Annotated in this window: 1 protein-coding gene; it reads left to right on the plus strand. The window is 76.1% G+C overall.

Annotated elements, in window-relative coordinates; translation table 11 throughout:
• Positions 1–93 precede the first annotated feature (93 nt).
• The gene (locus AC08ON_RS05640; RefSeq protein ID WP_476607702.1) at positions 94–2,295 is read left to right on the plus strand and encodes a primosomal protein N'; all 2,202 of its coding nucleotides are present in this window, start codon (positions 94–96) and stop codon (positions 2,293–2,295) included.
• Positions 2,296–2,359 lie beyond the last annotated feature (64 nt).

Below are 2,359 nucleotides of genomic sequence, written 5' to 3' on the forward strand. Positions count from 1 at the left end.
TCGGGGGATCGGGGAGAGCGTGTCCCGCCGGTCGCTGTTCCGGCGGGGGAACGGGGTCGAAGGATGTCGTAGGCGGCTGATACGAATGCCGTCATGACCGAGCACCCCGGCACCCTCCCCGGCCTCAGCCCGTCAGCGGTCGGCCGGGCAGAGGTCGGGTCGGGGGCTTCCCGGTCGGGAGTTTCGCGCTCCGCGGGTTCCGGTTCGCCGCGGCCGCTCGCCGCGCGGCTGCCGGTGGCGCGGGTTGCCGTCGACACTGCGCTCGCCCATCTCGACCGTCCCTTCGACTACCTCGTGCCGGCGGACCTGGCTGACCTGGCGGTGCCGGGATCCCGGGTCCGGGTCCGGTTCGCGGGCCGGCTGGTCGACGGGTTCGTGCTGGAGCGTCGCGAGAGTTCCGACCATTCCGGTCAGCTCGCGCCGCTGGCCCGGTCGATCTCGCCGGAGCCTGTGCTGTCCGAGCCCGTCGCGAAACTCGCCCGCGCGGTTGCCGATCGTTACGCCGGCACGCTGGCCGACGTCCTCCGGCTCGCCGTGCCTCCCCGCCACGGCCGGGCGGAGGCTGCCTCACCGAGGCCCGAGGTCGTTTCGCCGGGGCCTGCGGCTGTCGCACCGGGGCTTGAGGCCGTGCCGCCGGAACCCGGCGAGTGGGGCCGCTATCCCACGGGTCCGTCGCTGCTCACCGCCCTGGCGGCGGGCAGGTCACCAAGGGCGGTCTGGTGGGCCCCGCCCGGCCCCGCCTGGCCGGAGATGATCGCCGCCGCGGCCGCCGCCACGGCGGCGTCCGGTCGCGGCGTACTCGTCGTCGTACCCGATCATCGTGATGTCGACCGGGTCGAGGCAGCGATGGTCGCTGCGGTCGGTCGGGAGACCACCGTCGCACTGCGGGCCGATCTCGGCCCGGCCCGGCGATATCGCGCGTTCCTCGCGGTCAGCCGCGGACAGGCGCGGGCGGTGGTGGGTACCCGCGCGGCGATGTTCGCGCCCGTGGCCGAGCTTGGCCTGGTGGTGGTGTGGGATGACGGTGACGACCTGCATGCCGAGCCGCTGGCCCCGTACCCGCACGCCCGAGACGTCGCCGTCCTGCGCTCCCGGCTCCAGGGGTGCGCGCTCGTGATCGGCGGGTTCTGCCCGTCGACGGATGCCGAGGCGCTGGTGCGCACGGGGTGGGCGCACCCGGTGGTGCCGCCCCGGGAGCAGGTGCGCGCGCTGGCTCCCCGGGTCGAGGCCACCGGCTCCGACCTCGAACACGCCCGTGACCCCGCCGCCCGGGCGGCGAGGCTGCCCTCCCTCGCGGTGCGGACCGCCCGGGATGCGCTGGCTGCCGGTCTGCCGGTACTGGTCCAGGTGCCGAGGAGGGGATACCAGCCGTCACTGGCCTGCGCGGACTGCCGGCGGCCCGCCCGGTGCCCGCACTGTCAGGGGCCGCTGGGCCGGGCGGCGGGCGGCGGTGCGCTCTCCTGCCGGTGGTGCGGCCGTCCGGTCGCCGCGGCGGTCTGGCACTGCCCGTCCTGTTCGGGCCCGCGGCTGCGCGCCTCGGTAACGGGAGATCGTCGCACGGCGGAGGAACTGGGACGGGCCTTTCCGGGCGTTCCGGTCCGCACCTCCGGCCGGGGCGGGGTGCTCGCCACCGTGCCCGCAGAACCGGCCCTTGTAATCTCGACCCCGGGGGCGGAGCCCATGGCGGACGGCGGCTACGGGGCGGTGCTGCTCCTCGACGGCTGGGCTCTGCTGGGCCGTCCCGACCTGCGCGCGGGGGAGGAGACTCTGCGCCGGTGGACCGCCGCCGCCGCGCTCGCCCGGCCCGCCGCGCGCGGGGGGCGGGTCATCGTCGCGGCCGATGCCGGACTAGGGCCGGTCCAGGCGCTCGTCCGTTGGGATCCTGGCACGTTCGTCGCCCGGGAAGCCGACGAGCGGGCGGAGCTGGGGTTCCCGCCGGCGACCCGGATGGCGTCCGTAGCGGGCACCGCCGCGGCGGTCGCGGAGCTGCTGGCCGCCGTCGAGCTTCCCGACGGCGCCGATGTGCTCGGGCCGGTACCGCTGCCCCCCGCACCATCCGCGCGGGCCGTTCCCGACGGCGCGAACCAGGGCGATTCGTCTGCCGTGGGTGCCGGGCGGCGCGGCCCCGACAGCGCCACCTCCGGCCCGGAGGAGATCGAACGGGTCCTGATCCGGGTCCGGCGTGAGCGCGGTGCGGCCCTCGCGGCCTCGCTGCGATCCGCTCGCGGCGTCCTCGCGACCCGGCGAACCACCGGCCGGTTACGGATCCAGCTCGATCCCCTGATCCCCGGGTAGCGCCGGTATGGTCTGGTTCGCACCGCATACCACGGCCCGGGTACGCGCCATGGCTCATGATCTT

The sequence above is a fragment of the Frankia sp. CoWAU3 genome, from assembly GCF_977971855.1.

Bases quoted from the DNA above. Each gene is read 5' to 3' on its own strand.
- AC08ON_RS05640 (WP_476607702.1), top strand. From the start codon at position 94: ATGACCGAGCACCCCGGCACCCTCCCCGGCCTCAGCCCGTCAGCGGTC.